General features: G+C 60.9%; 13 protein-coding genes and 5 pseudogenes. 12 read left to right on the top strand and 6 right to left on the bottom strand.

Features of this window, described 5'->3' with window-relative positions; genetic code table 11:
- From RND78_RS26805 to RND78_RS26795, 3 genes and pseudogenes are all read left to right on the top strand, one after another.
- On the top strand, nucleotides 1–892 hold an 892-nt coding region (locus RND78_RS26805), incomplete at its 5' end, for a TonB-dependent siderophore receptor (protein WP_312733157.1).
- Nucleotides 893–1,200: 308 nt separating this feature from the next.
- Nucleotides 1,201–2,820 (top strand): annotated as a pseudogene (locus RND78_RS26800) (OB-fold nucleic acid binding domain-containing protein); the annotation flags it as partial.
- Between the two features lie 818 nt (nucleotides 2,821–3,638).
- Complete coding sequence (locus tag RND78_RS26795) at nucleotides 3,639–4,328, top strand: hypothetical protein (RefSeq protein WP_312733155.1); 690 nt, start codon at nucleotides 3,639–3,641, stop codon at nucleotides 4,326–4,328.
- A 129-nt stretch (nucleotides 4,329–4,457) separates the two neighbouring features.
- Here RND78_RS26795 and RND78_RS28605 read toward each other — a convergent pair whose 3' ends face one another.
- The 4 genes and pseudogenes from RND78_RS28605 to RND78_RS26785 form a co-directional block, all read right to left on the bottom strand.
- A complete protein-coding gene (locus tag RND78_RS28605) occupies nucleotides 4,458–5,168 on the bottom strand; it encodes a methyl-accepting chemotaxis protein (RefSeq protein ID WP_409457142.1) in 711 nt (236 codons plus the stop codon).
- 204 nt (nucleotides 5,169–5,372) lie between these two features.
- Nucleotides 5,373–5,444, bottom strand: a pseudogene (locus RND78_RS28600) (hypothetical protein); the annotation flags it as partial.
- Between the two features lie 392 nt (nucleotides 5,445–5,836).
- The gene (locus RND78_RS28595; RefSeq protein ID WP_409457141.1) at nucleotides 5,837–6,484 is read right to left on the bottom strand and encodes a hypothetical protein; all 648 of its coding nucleotides are present in this window, start codon (nucleotides 6,482–6,484) and stop codon (nucleotides 5,837–5,839) included.
- A 440-nt stretch (nucleotides 6,485–6,924) separates the two neighbouring features.
- A pseudogene (locus RND78_RS26785) lies at nucleotides 6,925–7,065 on the bottom strand (DNA polymerase V subunit UmuC); the annotation flags it as partial.
- Between the two features lie 891 nt (nucleotides 7,066–7,956).
- Between RND78_RS26785 and RND78_RS26780 the strand changes: the two are divergent.
- Both RND78_RS26780 and RND78_RS26775 read left to right on the top strand, forming a co-directional pair.
- Nucleotides 7,957–8,235: a hypothetical protein gene (locus RND78_RS26780; RefSeq protein WP_312733153.1), complete on the top strand. Its 279-nt coding sequence runs from the start codon at nucleotides 7,957–7,959 to the stop codon at nucleotides 8,233–8,235.
- 769 nt (nucleotides 8,236–9,004) lie between these two features.
- Nucleotides 9,005–10,021, top strand: coding sequence for an IS30 family transposase (locus RND78_RS26775; protein ID WP_312733152.1), 1,017 nt, complete (start codon nucleotides 9,005–9,007; stop codon nucleotides 10,019–10,021).
- A gap of 17 nt (nucleotides 10,022–10,038) precedes the next feature.
- On the opposite strand, the gene RND78_RS26770 is transcribed toward RND78_RS26775, so the two are convergent.
- On the bottom strand, nucleotides 10,039–10,488 hold the full coding sequence (locus tag RND78_RS26770) for a nuclear transport factor 2 family protein (RefSeq protein ID WP_312733151.1): 450 nt from the start codon (nucleotides 10,486–10,488) through the stop codon (nucleotides 10,039–10,041).
- Nucleotides 10,489–10,671: 183 nt separating this feature from the next.
- Nucleotides 10,672–11,583 carry a LysR substrate-binding domain-containing protein gene (locus RND78_RS26765; RefSeq protein WP_312733150.1) on the bottom strand — a complete coding sequence of 304 codons (912 nt, stop codon included), beginning with the start codon at nucleotides 11,581–11,583 and terminating at the stop codon, nucleotides 10,672–10,674.
- A gap of 100 nt (nucleotides 11,584–11,683) precedes the next feature.
- On the opposite strand from RND78_RS26765, the pseudogene RND78_RS28590 reads away from it, so the two are divergent.
- From RND78_RS28590 to RND78_RS26735, 7 genes and pseudogenes are all read left to right on the top strand, one after another.
- Nucleotides 11,684–11,878, top strand: a pseudogene (locus tag RND78_RS28590) (hypothetical protein); the annotation flags it as partial.
- A gap of 313 nt (nucleotides 11,879–12,191) precedes the next feature.
- Nucleotides 12,192–12,797, top strand: coding sequence for an IS30 family transposase (locus RND78_RS28585; RefSeq protein WP_409457140.1), 606 nt, complete (start codon nucleotides 12,192–12,194; stop codon nucleotides 12,795–12,797).
- 140 nt (nucleotides 12,798–12,937) lie between these two features.
- Complete coding sequence (locus RND78_RS26755) at nucleotides 12,938–13,477, top strand: hypothetical protein (RefSeq protein ID WP_312733149.1); 540 nt, start codon at nucleotides 12,938–12,940, stop codon at nucleotides 13,475–13,477.
- Between the two features lie 16 nt (nucleotides 13,478–13,493).
- Nucleotides 13,494–14,233: pseudogene (locus tag RND78_RS26750) on the top strand (TIGR03759 family integrating conjugative element protein).
- On the top strand, nucleotides 14,218–14,796 hold the full coding sequence (locus RND78_RS26745; RefSeq protein ID WP_312733148.1) for a transglycosylase SLT domain-containing protein: 579 nt from the start codon (nucleotides 14,218–14,220) through the stop codon (nucleotides 14,794–14,796). Before RND78_RS26750 ends, RND78_RS26745 begins: the two are co-directional and overlap by 16 nt.
- The gene (locus RND78_RS26740) at nucleotides 14,793–14,984 is read left to right on the top strand and encodes a hypothetical protein (protein WP_312733146.1); all 192 of its coding nucleotides are present in this window, start codon (nucleotides 14,793–14,795) and stop codon (nucleotides 14,982–14,984) included. The genes RND78_RS26745 and RND78_RS26740 overlap by 4 nt, the downstream gene beginning before the upstream one ends.
- The gene (locus RND78_RS26735) at nucleotides 14,981–15,202 is read left to right on the top strand and encodes a DUF2859 domain-containing protein (RefSeq protein ID WP_312733159.1); all 222 of its coding nucleotides are present in this window, start codon (nucleotides 14,981–14,983) and stop codon (nucleotides 15,200–15,202) included. The genes RND78_RS26740 and RND78_RS26735 overlap by 4 nt, the downstream gene beginning before the upstream one ends.
- The last annotated feature ends 31 nt before the right edge of the window (nucleotides 15,203–15,233 follow it).

The raw sequence follows: 15,233 nt of genomic DNA, 5'->3' as shown, positions 1-15,233 counted from the left end.
GATCTGGATAATTAAGTTGGAATCCACCTCGCTCTACTTCAAGGACAACTGGCACCTGAACGACCGCTGGATCCTGGTACTCGGTGGCCGCTATCAAACCTTCGATCAGTACAGCGACCAGGGGCTCGGCAACAGCCACGTGGTCAACCTGGACAAACGCGATCACACCGCCGTGCCCCTCGCCGGCCTCGTGTTCCAGGCCACCGAGACCTTGTCGCTGTATGGCAACTACAGCCGCTTCTTCGTGCCGAACACCACCGTGGACGACCGCGGCAACGCCTTCGATCCCGAAGAAGGTCGCAGCTTCGAGGTCGGTGCCAAGTACGACCTGACGCCCGGCCTGAATCTGAACGTGGCGCTCTACGACATCGAGAAGAAAAATGTAGTGACCACCAGCACCGTGGACGGGGTGAGTGTGAGCGAAGCCGCCGGCAAGGTAGGGTCACGCGGCCTGGAGGTGGACCTGACCGGTCACCTGGCCGAGCGCTGGGACATGATCGCCACCTACGCCTACGACCACACCGAGATCCTCGACGACCCGAGTAACGAGAGCAATCGCCTGACCCAGGCACCCAAGCACAGCGGCAGTCTCTATCTGACTCACCATCTACTGGTACCGTCCACCCTCGGCGGATGGCATGTCGGCGGCGGCGCGCGCTATGTCGGCGAGCGGGCCGGCGACAACGCCAACAGCTTCTACATGAGCAGCTACACCGTGGCCGACGCCTTCCTGCGCTGGGGTCTGCCGGTGACCGGCTACCAGACACGGCTGCAGCTGAACGTGGATAACCTCTTCAACAAGCAGTACTACCCCTCGAGCGCCAACAGTCCGCTGCAGGTGGCGGTGGGCGAACCGCGGACGGCGCGCCTGAGCGCCTGTGTGAGCTTCTGAACGGGGGACCGCCCTCACCCCAGGGCCCTAAGCTCGTGCTGCTGGTGGAAGACCTGCGGGGCTACCAGCAGCTGTGCCGGCTGATCACCCTTGCCCGCCGGCGTGCGGACAAGGGGAGCTACCGGCTGCTGCGCGAGGATCTCGACCAGGTCAGCGGCCTCCTTGCGCTCTGGATACCGGAGCGGGGAGCGGAGGCGGTGCGTTGGTTGCTGGAGATGTTTCCCGGCCGGCTATGGATCGCTACCGGGCTGCACTTCGATCAGGACGACCAGGTGCGGCTGCAGCAGCTGCAGGGGCTGGGTGCGGCCTTGGGCGTAGGGCTGGCGGCCACCGGTGACGTGCACATGCACTGCCGCGGCCGGCGCGCCCTGCAGGATACGATTACCGCGATCCGCCATCACGTCCCCGTGGCCGAGGCTGGTCAGCTGCTCTTCCCGAATGGGGAGCGTCACCTGCGCACCCGTGAGGCCTTGGCGAGGTGCTATCCGCCCGAGTTGCTGGCGGAGACCCTGCGCATCGCCGAACGCTGCACTTTCAGCCTGGCCGAGTTGCGCTACCAGTACCCCAGCGAGGTGGTGCCGGAGGGCCACACGGCCACCAGCTGGCTGCGGGTGCTCACTGAGGAAGGTTGCGCCTGGCGTTGGCCGGAGGGTCTGTCGGATCGCCTGCGTGCTCAGATCGAAAAGGAGCTGCAGCTGATCGCTGATAAGGCATACGAGAGTTATTTCCTGACCGTGCACGACATTGTCCGCTTCGCACGGCAGCAGGGTATCCTCTGCCAGGGGCGCGTCTTCGGCCGGACCCTGGGTGTCCCGCTGTTCCAGGAGCAGGTGATGGAGCTTGCCATCCGCGCGACCGACTACACCCCCGGCGAAGCCGATAAGCTGCGCCGCAGCATAGCGGCCTGGAAGCGCCATGGCGGGCTGGAGCCCCATCGGGAGCGACTGACCTCGCGTATGCTCGCGAACGGCTACGCCGCGGACATCTTCCGGCAGATCGAGGGGTTCGGCAGCTACGGTTTTCCAGAGTCCCATGCGGCGAGCTTCGCCCTGCTCACCTACGCCAGCTGCTGGCACAAATGCCACGAACCGGCAGCCTTCGCGGCGGCGCTGATCAATTCGTACCCGATGGGCTTTTATAGCCCAGACCAGATCCTGCAGGACGCCCGGCGCCACCGGTTGCAGACCCTGCCGGTAGACGTGACCTGCAGCGACTGGGATTGCAGCCTCGAGCCGGTCGCTGATAACTCGCAGCCGGCGATCCGGATGGGGCTGCGGATGGTGCGGGGCCCGGCCGAGAAAGCTGGGCGCACGGTTGAGCAGGCCCGCCGGCAGCGGCCATTCCGCGATGTCACCGATCTGTGCCTGCGTGCAGGCCTCGATGCAAATGCCCGGGAGTGTCTGGCGGATGCGGGAGCCTTGAAGGGCCTCACCAGCCACCGATTCCAGGCGCGCTGGTCGATAGCCGCGATCGAGCCGCAGCTGCCCCTCTTTGCTGAGGGCGCTGTGGTGGAGGAGGAAATCCGGGAGTTGGTCGCACCGACCGTGGGTGAGGACCTCTATTCGGACTATGCGTCTCTCGGCACCACCCTGGCGCCGCACCCACTCACCCTGCTGCGGCCGGAGCTGTCGGCCCGGCGGCTGATGAGCTCGAAGGAGCTGAAGGAGCGGCGCCATGGTCAGCCGGCCCGGGTACCGCCAGCGGCGTGACCTTCGTGACGCTCGAGGACGAGTACGGGATGATGAAAGTGGTGGTGTGGCGTACCTTGGCGGAGCGCCAGAGGCGGGAGCCGGTGGCGTCACAGCTGCTACGGTTGGACGGGACCGTGGAGACGCGTGATGGCGTGCTGCACATTGTGTGCCGGCCGCTTGGAGGACATCAGCGAGCTGCTGCAGGGTCTCGATACGCGAAGTCGATATTTTCACTGAGCGCGTCTTCGAGAGGGCACGTCGCGGATTTGCAGGATGCAAGACTGATCTCGAGCCTCAAGGGATGCTTCGAGAGCGCAAGTATACCTATCAGGATACTTGCGCTCTACCGACTGGCACGGGTTGGCCCCATGGCAAGCGGACCTGACGTGCCATGGCGGACTGTCACGCGTGAAACCTTGCTACTGAACGCCTATAGAGTCTCGCCAGACCACTGCCATTCGCGTGGCGCTCCTGCCTCTTGGTAGTTGCAGCGAGCACGTCTGCAAGGTGAGATGGGGCGCGCTGGCGCAGCCATCCAGTGCTCCAAGGCGCCCTGCAGCTCTCCAAACTCATCGGCGCTGATGCCTTCGAAGTCCTCAGGCCGGAAGACGTTGCAGTCGACCGATGTCGGACTGAGGTGTTGCGACAGGAACAGCGAAAGAGCGCCATCCAAGGGCGCAACGAACAGGGACTTACCGTCGACGTTGGCGATCGTGCCGGCCGGCGCGGCTGCCAGGATCGGCGCCGCCCGGTTCCAAACCACGAATAGCTGCTGGAAGGCAGGGTCTTCGGCTCTTGAGTAATAGCGGTGGACGCACAGCCGTAGCGGCAGTGCCGGAGTCGAGGACGTATTGGGGGATATAGGCGAGTGAGGCACCGACGTGTCTGCTCGATGTGCCCATCAATAGGTCGTCGACTGCCTTCACCAAACCGGTTGATGCCGTCGTTGGGCAGGCAATCGAAGCGTTGGAGGCACAGCAGCGACCCCATCCGAGCATGCCGGATGCCAAGACCGGCAGCATGGTGGAATACTTGTTCACCCATCGTGCTGGCGAGTGAGCGCTGCCTGTCTGAGTAAAGCCCTCATCCCGCTACTGTGCAAAAAGGCAGCCATCCCTCTGGAAGACACGCGTGGGCGCATAACCAGCCACCGTGCCCGCGCCACCATTGCCTGCCAGCTTTTCAATGCCAGGGAGCCGCTGGGTCTTTTCGAGCTGCAGGCTTGGCTCGGTCATGCATCCCCGCAATCCACCCAGCATTACGTCACGGTGACGCCAACCAAACTCACGAGCGTCCTCCAGCAAACGGGATACTTCGAACGCAATTTGCGTGCGATCTCCGTATTGATTGACCAAAATGCGGTGCGCAGCGGCACGTATGCTCGAGGAGAGCCCTGGCGTTACTATGATCTCCGGCATGGGCTGTGTACTTACGACTTTTTTGATCAGTATCCGCACCGCATGGCGTGTGCCAAGTGTTCCTTCTATCTGCCTAAGAAGTCAGCGAGAGTCCAGGCCCTTGAAGCAGGCGCAAACCTCACCCGCATGCTTCAGGAGATCCCGCTGCAAGAAGAAGAGCGCGCCGCTGTCGAAGACGGTATCAAGGCCATGGAAACCCTGGTCAGCAGCCTAGAGGACCTCGCTACGCCTGGTAGATGGACACCGAACGCAATTAAAACGGGGGGACGAAATGCGTCCCCCGATTCACCGGTTCCTAGTTATATCAATTCGGAACAAAGACCGTAAAGAGGGACGTGAACTACTAGCTTTTGCTCCTATCAACCGCTCTCTAATAGCTAGGTCCAGCTGACCTAGCTACTGCAGGTCAGCTGGAATCCGCATGTATTTGTAAGTGAGAGACTATTGAGTGGTTTCTTAAGCACCTAAACGAAAACGCGAGACCACGCCGTTCAAATCATGAGAAAGACCTGCCAGACGTTCGGCGGTACCGGCGTCGGACTGGATTCCGATTAACACCTGCACGGTACTCGTGCGTATGCCAGTGGTGCTGCGGTTAATTTCCTCAGACACGGCCGCCTGTTGTTCAGCAGCGCTTGCAATCTGCACATTGACATCTACGATACGCTCCACAGCGGAACCGATGCTGGCCAGGCTGATTCTGGCTTGCTCGGCGGCTTCGACGCCAACCAACGCATGGCCACGGCTAGCCTGCATCTGATTAACGGCATCAATGGTAGCGGCCTGCAACTGCTCAATAATACACCGGATCTCCTCTGTGGAGGTCTGAGTCCGCGATGCCAAGGTGCGGACCTCGTCGGCGACCACTGCGAAACCGCGGCCCTGCTCTCCGGCGCGAGCGGCTTCGATGGCGGTGTTAAGCGCCAGCAGATTGGTCTGTTCGGCGATAGTGCGGATCACCGCGATGACGCCTCCGATGGCCTGGCTGTGGCTTTCCAGCGCTGCAACCTTAGTAGCACTGAGATCTACCTCAGCCGCCAAGGCTTCGATGGCCTGAAGCGTTTGCTGCATTACTTGAGCGCCTTCCCGGGTCGCCTGATCGGCCTGCTGGTCGGCCGCCACGGCACCTTCGGTGTTTCTGGCCACGTCCGCCACGCTGGCGGTCATCTCGGTAATGGCAGTCGCCACCTGATCGGTTTCGGCCTGTTGGGACTGCATGGTCGAGCGCGCCTGGCCGATGGAGCCGGCCAGGGAACCGGAGGCTTGGGCGACCGCGGAGGACGCCAGGTCGACTTCACGCAACGAGCGGCCGAAGGCTTGCAGCATCGCATTGAGACCGCGCCCGATGTCGGCGATTTCGTCACGTCCTTGTAGGGCGGAGCGGCGACTCAAATCACCCTGGGCAGCGGCAGCGGTGACCCCGCTCAGCTCGGCGATCCCCATGCGCAATACCTGGTAGATACCGGCGAAGGTATAGCTCAGGAGCAGCAACGCACCGAGGATCATGCCGAATACTAGATTGCGCAAGGCAGTCTGCTGGGCCAGACGCTCGGCTAGCAGTTGGGAGAGGATGCCCTGAGCTGATTCCTGAACCTTGTAGTAACGCGCGACAACAGCGTTGCCCTGGGCACCTAGGGCGCTTCCGAAGACTGCGCCCTCACCGGTCATGGCGGTCTGCATGCCCTGCCGGAAGTTAGCATAATCGTTCGCCGCCTGTGCTAGATCGTCTTTAAGGCGCTGGGCCAGCTCAGGCGCCTGGCGCTCTAGGAGTCTGAGGCCTTGGTTCAATTCGTCGGCAGCCTGCTGCTCCTGGCGCACCACACTGCGCGCCACATTCAAACTAGCCGGATCGAACCTATTAACCTATTAGTAGTAGTTAGGCCAGTAGCCAGGCCGCGCAGCTGACCGATGAAATTGATCCCTCGCGGCAGGCGCAGCGAGGTGAGATCGACAAGAAAGAAGCTCACGTAGTCAGTATCTAGCGCCAAGCCCGAAGTGGCTGAGACGTGATAAAAGAAATTAAGAGTCTTGGTCAGTTGCTCGTTCCAAGCTTCGAACACCTCAAGGGACGTTCCCGTTTTCCCCTGCAACAAGCGCTCAGTACCTAGCCGTAGCTGGCTGACGCGATCCCCAGTTTCCAGCAGGCCACCCAGTTCACGATCCAGCCGAGCAAGGTCGTCGTAGGCCTTAAGTAGATTGTCGCGATTGCTCTGCCAATCCTGCTGGGCCGAGGAATCTCCATCCTGGAGGCGCTTGGTTAGGGCCCGCTGCAGCATGCTCAGTCGGGCGACCGGTGTCAGTTGGACCAGATAGCGCTGGCCCTCGATCTCCTGCGCTAGACCAATCCTCTGCTGCTGAATATCTTGGTAGAGGTAAAAACTGAGGAACAACAAGGGTGCCAAGATAATAGCGGCCAGGCAGGCAAATTTGGCGGGAAACCTCAGACGATTCATCACCCTGACAGCGGGGGTCAACAGGTTCATAGCAGACTCACAGAAGGTAGTGGAGAGATAGCAATGGAGGTAGACCGCGAGGGCTGTATCGCCCTACTTTTCAGGTAATGTGCGGAGTACCGTGTAACTGGTTAGCTACTTCGGCACGACCGTCGCCTTCCGTAGCGCCTTACTGCTGGACGGTCTGCATTTCATTCCCAGTGGTAGCTGCGCGTTTCTGAAATGCGAAGCTTATGGATGCGCGGCGCGCTTGTGCTAGACCGCCACGATCATCCCGGCTCGCGCCCTGAAGCGGCCATCGCTACTCGAAGTAGTTGTTAATTAAAGACAATTGTTATGAGCTTGGGGGCACCTTTCCACCAAACCCCGTACTAGTGTGGCCCTTCGCATGAAGCCGATGGCGCTGACGCGTTTGCCTACAGCTTTCGTCAGCCTCCTTCTGAAATTGGCTGCTGAATCCATTCCACATCATCGGCCGACCGAGCTATCACACAACCATAGTTGTTGCTCAACACCACGACGGGGACGCCATTTAGGTCCGGCCTGAACACTCGCTCGCAGGTGCAGTAGAAGCTATTGCAATCGATGATGGCATAAACTTGGTCACGCATGACCAAGGCGCCGCAGGCAATCGATAGCGATGCCCCAGACCTCGAACTCCTCTTCTTCCCGTACCGAGATCGGTTTGTAGTGTCGGTTTTGGCCGAGTGCAGCTCGTACTGACCGCTGGTATTGCGCTGTAAGGTCTTGATCAGCGGCTCGCGGTTGAGCGCAGCGACCACGACGTCACCGGGTACCGCCTAACGCGCCCTGGTGAGGATTGACAAGTCGTTAAGAAAGATGCCCAGCCCATCATGCTGTCTCCGGTAGCCCGGACGATGTAGGTCTGTGGGGCCTTGATGTTCAGCAGGTCATCGAGCGATGATGACCGACTCAAGATTATCTTGCGCAGGTGAGGGAAATCCGCAAGGAACGCGAAAGAGAAAGATCGGTAGGGCCGTTTCAGACGGAATCAGATTGGCGACAAATTCGATAGGCATGGCAAAGTGAGCCTCCTTTCGTCAGACTGTGTATTTATACAGATAGCAAAGGAATCGCTAAGCTGTCCATCTGACGTCACTCGTCGCCAATGACTGGAGATACACATGGCCAAGCCACCACAGCGCGACCTGAACTATTGCTTACTGGCTCTGATGCTGACACTGCGCATCCATGGGACCGAGAACGCCATGCGTGACACGGCCCGACGCTGCGTCAAAATGCTCCCGAAGCGGCAGCGTGACCTGATGCAGAACATTATTCAGAGTCGGTACCCGCTTGACTTGGTCCGACACATCGCTCGCAATCTGGATTGATAGGTTCCTTGATCGAGCCTGAGCTCTCCATGCCCAACACGGGTTCTGACCGTATAGCGCCGATTAACCGTACTACCTGGCGCCATAGCACAACGCTATCATCATTGCTGGACATGATTCGAGTCAATCTAGCTCAAGGACTAGGACGTGAAGGATGGACTGGAAAGCGCAGGACGCGCACTGAGTATTGGGCTCTACCCCTTCCGCGTAGACTGCTGTAGGGTCTCGCTCACCGAGATCCTCGTCGCCATCTATCACCCCAGTGAGTCGGTCAAGCTCACCTACATCCAGATCACCAATGACCATACGCTCAACCCCTTCGCGATGAATGCCATCATCGCGAGGCTTCAAAAGGAGTTGAAGCGGCTGAGCGCCTATGTCGAACCGACTTCAGCCCCAAAGGCTTTCGAGCACCGTAGCGCCTAGGTTGACCGGCGCTGCAACCCAAAAGCTAAACTCCTGAGATCTGGATAAGGTTTCCTGCTGCCCCCTCCTGCGATTCTGTGACCTTGCACGTCATCCTGTGCAAGGCCCCCTAAGCGTCCTTTCCCCTCCCATCTAGGTATCGAAGCGCCTGAGGCGAGCCCCTTTGACGCGTAGACCTGTCAAGCACTGGCTATCAAGCGCGCCCACGGCATGGACAATGTCACGCTGTAGGTCCTTGATGATGATCGCTAGGGATGTATTGCAGTGAAGCTCGCGCAAAGGAATGACTCGCGTAACAGTAACTGCACGGTACCTGTCAGTAATCGTGAATAGAAGAGATCGATCTGCCCGTCGAGGAATCGCCAGACACGAGTGAGGGGCGAAGGCAGTTATCAACATATCAATTGCTTCTTGCACGAGTGGTCGTCCTTGCAGGTAATTGTAATAGCGCAGATACGGAGCAGAGCAATGACCAAAAGTTCAAGTTGCGACTAGTCAGTCACACATTATTCATACTATGAAAGGCCATGCTGTCGCCAGCTAGATAATGTCTCCACGAGGCTCACCTTGATCGAATGTCCTAACCGTTTTCCATTCAGATACGGTTTCCTGTTGATCTCCTTCCGCGCTTCTGCGACCGTGCACAGCATCCTGTGCGAGGCCCCCTAGGAAGCACCCTTCCCTCTCTCAAACACTTGCCTCCCTAGGCTTTGCTGCCTGGCAGACTCAACTTCCAAGTGCAACACCTTGCCGAGAGTAGGGTGTTGGAATGGGAAAACAGTACAGTCATCTGGGGCCAGAGGAACGCGCAGTGCTGCAGTTCGAGCGTGATCAGGGGACAAGTCTTCGTGCGATTGGTCGCCGTCTGGGACGTAGTGCCTCCACGTTGAGCCGCGAGGTTCGGCGTCTGGACGATGCGGTGTATTCGGCGCATACAGCCGCAGTCGGCTATCGAACCCGGCGAACGCGCAGTGTTCGGCCGCGCAGACTGATCGAGGGGACGTGGCTGTTCCAGTTCGTCCACGACCGCCTGGTGTTCGACCGCTGGTCTCCGCAACAGATCGCCGCCACACTGCAAGTCATGCATCCCGACGACGCCAGCAAGCGTGTCAGCCACGAGACGATCTATGCGGCCATCTATGCGCATCCGCGTGGCGGGCTGAAGCAGGCACTGGTGGAGGCCTTGCGGCAGGGCAAGCCGCGCCGAGGCCGGCCACGCACCACCGCCGCGACACGCTCGTGGGTGCCGGAGGAGTTGCGCATCGCACATCGGCCTGAAGAAGTGGAGCACCGGCTGCTCCCCGGGCACTGGGAAGGCGACCTGATCAAGGGCGCGTTCAATCGCTCCTGCGTGGGCACGTTGGTCGAACGCAAGACGCGCTTTGTGGTGCTGTGCAAGATGGATGGCTGCACCGCGCAGGCGGCGCTGGAAGGCTTCACGCGGCAGATGGCCAAGCTTCCTGCGTTCATGCGCGATAGCCTGACCTATGATCGCGGAACGGAGCTGACCTGCTACAAGGAATTGATGCGACGGTTGAACATTGATATCTGGTTCGCCGACCCGCATGCGCCATGGCAGCGGGGCAGCAATGAGAACACCAACGGGCTGCTGCGCCAGTTCCTGCCCAAGGGTGTGGACCTGTCGCAGGCCAGCCAGGAATACCTCAATCACGTGGCCAAGCTGATGAACGGGCGTCCTCGCCAAACATTGGGTTGGGCCACGCCAGCCGCGGCGATGGAAAAGGAAATCCTCGCCTTCAAATCACGTGTTGCACTTGATTCTTGAGACCGCCCGTTTGGATACTATAGGCCTGCGGCGGCGATATAGTCTGGCACGTTCCAATAGAAGGCGCGTGCTTCGAAGATGCGGTCATCCTTCATGGTCATGACTTGCACCATTGGGTGCGTCATGACCGTGCCGTTGGCACGCGAATGAGTGGTCATCTTACAGTAAATCACCACGGTATCGTCCTGTTCAAAGGGGTGGATATCAATGATTTCAAGCGCTGTGAAGGCGTCGATCATCTTTGAGAAGAAGTCCTGCCAGCCGGCGTGTCCTCGATAGGTGCCGCCCCACGGAAGATCGGGGCTCTCGTGAAGCGTGACATCGGGATGCAGCGTTGCGGCGACGTCGTCGAAACTCAGGCCTGCGGCGACCCCGCCGCCTTGTACGTAGGGTGCCTCGGCAGCGTAGAACTTCTCCATGATCTGCATAGGCTTAAGCGTGTTCTTTGACTTGAGGGTAGTAGTCATGTCTGTCTTCGCTCTCGTTGTCTGCTCTTCCACCGCGCCGTGGTTCCGCATGAAAGAGGCGGGAAGGTCGGTTGTTCGGCGCACAGCCACTGTAGCAGTTACGTCTCGACTGATAATCGGGCTGAGACTCCGAACACTACGGAGCAGAATGACGCCATGGAGGCGAATTGAGACGAAGAACCATCATGGCTCTGCAAGAAGTGTCGCCATGCGAGCGGAAAAGAAGTCCACAAATGCGCGGACATTGGGATACGGATACCGATGTGAGGGCCAGAGCAGGTGCAAAACGCCGGTCTGTCCCAGTCGGCCGACAAGGATCTCCTCGAGCGCGCCGCTATCCAGATGCGAGCGCACGATGGAGTCAGGGAGGGCTGCGACTCCGAACCCGGCCAAGACGATATCGAGCAGAGGATCGATCGTAGTCGTGACAAAGGTCTCCGGTACGACGATGCCGTTGTCGTCTTCTCCGATACTCACGGGCCACGGCTCGAGCTTGCCGGTTTGCGGATAGCGGTGACGCAGACAGCAATGGTTGATGAGATCGGCCACACCGGCAGGGCGCCCGTGCCTGGCAAGATATTCCGACGATGCGACCAGCCGATAGGTGAGCTTACCCAGCTTGCGGTGGTGGAGCCGGCTATCCTGTGGTGCGCCGGACCGAATGACGACATCAAATCCCTCATTGATCACATCGACGATGCGATCGTTGACATCGACGTCGAGGTTGACAGCGGGATACGCTGCCATGAACTCCATAACCAGAGGCGTGAACAGGGCATTGGCGACAGGAAAGCTGACCCGCAGGCGTCCCTGTGGCTTGGCGGTCTCTTGCGCCAATTCAGCCTGCGCCAATTCAAGTTCGCCGAGGATCTTGCGACAACGTGCCAGAAACAAATCTCCTTCCTTCGTCAAGTTGATCGCACGCGTCGAACGGTGGAAGAGCCGGACACACAACTGGCTTTCCAGACGCTGGATCGCCTTGCCGATGGCAGATGAGGACACGCCCAACTGCTCGCCTGCAGCCTTGAAGCTGCGAAGGTCGGCGGCGTGAACAAACGCCCTTAACGCACCAATATCCTCGATTAAAGCCGACATAGGCATGATCCTTCTGAAGTTCTGAATTAAAATCGAGTAGCGCTTCAAAACACCTTATCAGCACGGAGTTTAAGCGGGAAAATTCAGGACGCCACGCAAGGTGCACTCAGGCCAAGGGGCCGTGGCAGCGGCGTCAAGCAGACGCGGAACCAGGTCGGCCAAGCCGAAGGACAGGTTCAACTTCCAGGTGCAACACCCAGCGGATGTAGGGTGTTGCGGTGGAAAACAGTACAGTCACTTGAGTTCAGAGGAGCGCGCGGTACTGCAGGTGGAGCGAGACCGGGGAGCGAGCTTACGCGCCATCGGCCGGCGTTCGGGGCGTAGCCCTTCGACGCTGGACCGCGAGGTTTGGCGTTCGGCCGGACCTGTGTATTCGGCGCACGCTGCGGCGGAGGGATATCGGCCACGTCGCCAGCGCAGCGTCCGACCGCGCCGTTTGGTTGGAGGAACAAGCTTGTTTCAGCTGATGCATGGCCATCTGGTGTACGAACGCTGGTCTCCTCAGCAGATCGTGGCCAGACTGCGCGCCATGTACCCGAACGACCCCAGTCAGTGGATCAGCCACGAGACGATATACGCGGCGATCTACGCTCACCCATGTGGCGGCTTTGAAGAAGGCGCTGATCCAGGCGCTGCGACAGGGCAAGCCCAGGCGCGGCACCCGGCGCACGAGCGCGGCCAAGCGTTCCCGGGTGCCGGAGGAGCTGCGGATCGTGCATCGCCCGGCAGAGATCGAGCACCGGCTGGTGCCGGGGCATTGGGAGGGCGACCTGATCAAGGGCGCGTTCAATCGCTCCTGCGTAGGCACCGTGGTGGAGCGCAAAACATGCTTCGTTGTGCTGTGCAAGATGGACGGTGGTACGGCCGAGGCGGTTCTGGAAGGTTTCACCCGCCAGATGGGCAAGTTGCCGACCTTTCTGCATGAGAGCTTGATCTGCGGCCGGGGCACGGAGCTGGCCTGCTACGAGGAACTGATGCGCAGGTTGAAGATCGACGTGTGGTTCGCCGACCCGCACGCGCCGTGGCAGCGCGGCAGCAACGAGAACACCAATGGCTTGTTACGCCAGTTCCTGCCCAAGGGCGTGGATCTGTCGCAGGCCAGCCAGGAGTATCTCAATCAGGTAGCCAAGCTGATGAACGGACGGCCGCGCAAGACCTTGGGCTGGAAGACCCCGGCCGAAGCCGTGGGGGAGGAAATCCTCCAATTCAAATGACGTGTTGCACTTGATTCTTGAGGCCGCCCCTTGTCAGGTGCGTGCCTCTATCTTAAGTAGAGCTGTCTCACGTCAATCATGACCTGAACGCGACGGCTGACCAGAACACCGTCCACGCCATCACCCAGCGTCTGGATAAGATGCAGGATCAGATGGATGGCTTCGCCGGCGGCAAGCCGGTGCAAGACGCCGATTTCCGGGCCAGTCAGCAAGCCCTGTCCCAACGGATCGATACCGCCCAGGCCATGCTGGTGGAGATCCAGCGTGCCAATCAGACCGCGCTGCAGGGCATGGCCCAGGCGGGCGACCTGGTCGTGCTCGAGGCGAAGATCGAAGGCCTGCAAAACGACCTAGGCGATCTGCGCCGAAAAGCAGTGGAGCCTGCCAAGGCACCGCCCCCGCTGATCTTTCCCAAGCAGCGCAGCGCTCCGGCAACCGCGCGCAAGTCCGAACCGCCCAAGCCGGTCGACACCCCTCCTCCCTTCACCGTCGTCGGCATCGAATACCGCGGCGGCGAGCGCTTCCTCTCCGTCGCTCCGCCCGGCAGCACCCAGCTCAGCGAGCTCTACCTAGTGCGCCCGGGGCGACAACGTCGGCGGGACCCGCTGGCGGCTAGCCAGTCTCGACGACCGCCAGGCGCAGTTCAGCGTCGACGGCGCTACACGCATCCTTTCCGTTAAATAGTAGAGGCACTCCATGCGCCCACAGTCCCCTCTTCTTACCGCGAACCTTGCAGTCGCCCTCATCCTGTTCTCGCCGTCCGCACCGGCACTCACCGCTGACCTGGTCGCCCCCCAAGTCTTCTCGGGCGAAACAGGTAGCGCTGAGCGCCAAAGCTCGGTTCAACGTAACGACAGTGCCGTCGCCCAGGAATGGGGCCTGAGCAGTCAGGAATTCAAGCGCTACCGGACCCTGATGCAGGGCAGTCGTGGCGTCTACTCGCCCGGACTGGATCCGCTCACCGCCCTAGGCATCGAGGCCGGTCCGATGCTGAGCGGCACCGCTACGCCGAGCTGTAGGTGCGCGCTGAGGCGCAGCGGGTACAGAAGGAACTGGCCTATGACCAGGCCTACCGCGAGGCCTGGAACCGGCTCTACCCGAACCTGCAGCCGATGCAGGCCGCGCCGCAGGCCAGCCCGGCAGTACGCGGCAACGGGAAGATCGCCGTGTTCGTGACCGATAGTTGCGCGGCCTGTACCAAACGGGTCCAAGCCCTGCGGAGCGCTGGCCAGGCCTTCGACCTTTATCTGATCGGCAGTCGGAACGACGATGCCCGGATTCGCCGCTGGGCGGTGCTCGCCGGCATCGATCCGGCCAAGGTACGCACGCGGCAGATCACCCTCAACCATGATGCTGGCCGATGGGTTCAGCTCGGTCTGGGCGGAGAGCTGCCGGCCATTGTGCGCGAGGTGAATGGGCAATGGCTACGGCAATGATCAAGGCGCTCGGCGCCGGTGTGATCCTGCAGGCACTTGCGATCGGCGCCCAGGCTTCCGAGACACCGCCGCCCGCCTATCAACTGGCCGCCCATCAGGCGGGCATCCCTTCCGAGGTGCTGTACGCAGTTGCCCTGCAGGAAAGCGGCACCCGCCTGCGCGGCCAAGGTATGCAGCTGATGCCCTGGCCCTGGACGCTCAACGTTGCGGGCGCCGGCTATCGCTTTGCGACCCGCGCTGATGCCTGCACCGCATTCATGGTCGCGCTTAACATCGCCGGCGCCAAGCGCGTCGACGTCGGTATCGCTCAGGTCGACATGTGCTGGAACGGCCATCGCTTCGGTCGCGGCGTCTCGCCCTGTGAAGCGATCAACCCCTACAAGAATCTGGAAGTCGCAGCGCAGATGCTTGCCGAGCTGCGCGCCCAGGGCGGCGACTGGATCAACGTCGCTGGACGCTATCACCGTCCCGCTGGCGCGGCGCCTGCCGCCAAGTATCGCGAACTCTTCACCAAACACCTGAGCCGGGTCACCGGCCTGAATCTCCTGGCCTCGAACCCATGAAGCAGATCCTCTCGCTCCTCGCCCTTGCTCTGCCGCTGGTTGCCCAGACCGCCAACCTCACCGTGGCCGAAGACCGCGGCGGCGTCTCCGCCCTGCCCTACTACCAGAGGCTCAATCCTGAACCTGTGCCCGCGCAGCGCCAGGCACCGGTGCCCCAGCCCAGCCTGGCGCAGGGTTGTCCCGTGTGATCGCAGCGGCTGACGCCCGGCACGGTCCAGGGTCGTGCGCTCAGCGCACCTGGCCTGCAGCCCTTTTCCTGTTCGGCGACGACGAGCTGGCTCGCCAGTGGCTGGCTAGCCGCGGCGAAACGCTGAAGCGCCTCGGCGCCGTTGGCCTTGCTGTCAACGTCGCCAGTGCCGAACGCCTGGCCGTGATCCGCCGTTGGACCGGCGGCCTAGCTGTGTAAACCCAGTACGTTGTTCACTGGCAGCGGAGCC

The organism is Pseudomonas oryzihabitans (assembly GCF_032027545.1).
Classification (GTDB): Bacteria; Pseudomonadota; Gammaproteobacteria; order Pseudomonadales; family Pseudomonadaceae; genus Chryseomonas; species Chryseomonas oryzihabitans_F.
This window is presented reverse-complemented; position numbering and strand designations above follow the sequence as displayed.